Source organism: Streptomyces sp. CLV115, assembly GCF_038448545.1.
Taxonomy (GTDB): Bacteria; Actinomycetota; Actinomycetes; order Streptomycetales; family Streptomycetaceae; genus Streptomyces; species Streptomyces sanglieri.
Genome location: NZ_JBCEWQ010000384.1, coordinates 1 through 496, shown reverse-complemented (window position 1 = coordinate 496; position 496 = coordinate 1). Strand labels below are relative to the sequence as shown.

The following is a 496-nucleotide window of genomic DNA, read 5'->3' as shown; positions in this document are numbered from 1 at the left end:
GGGAAGCGGGAGGAACAGCCGATCCCGGAGACGAAGACGATGTTCTCCTTCGCCAGTCCGAGCTCGGGCATGAAACCCTGCACGGCCGCGAGAACGGCGTAGTCACCACAACCAGGACACCAGCGGACTTCCTGGTCGGACTTGAAGTCCTTCATGGACTGCTTGGCCTCGGCCTTGGGCACCAGGTGCAGGAGTTCATTGGTGTCAGGCATCGATGGCCTCCTTGAGTGCCGTCGCGAGCTGTTCGGCCTTGAACGGCATGCCGTTGACCTGGTTGTACGAGTGGGCGTCCACCAGATATCTGGCCCGGATCAGGGTGGCGAGCTGCCCGAGGTTCATCTCCGGGACGACGACCTTGTCGTAGTGCTCCAGGACTTCGCCGAGGTTCTTCGGGAAGGGGTTGAGGTTGCGCAGGTGGGCCTGGGCGATGGGCTGTCCGGCGGCGCGGAGCCGGCGTACGGCGGCGGTGATGGGGCCGTAGGTGGAGCCCCAGCCC

The 496-nt window shown here is 64.9% G+C and carries 2 pseudogenes; both read right to left on the bottom strand.

Going from position 1 to position 496, the window contains the following annotated elements:
* A pseudogene (locus AADR41_RS42270) lies at positions 1–212 on the bottom strand (2-oxoacid:ferredoxin oxidoreductase subunit beta); the annotation flags it as partial.
* Positions 205–496: pseudogene (locus AADR41_RS42265) on the bottom strand (2-oxoacid:acceptor oxidoreductase subunit alpha); the annotation flags it as partial. The pseudogenes AADR41_RS42270 and AADR41_RS42265, both read right to left, overlap by 8 nt.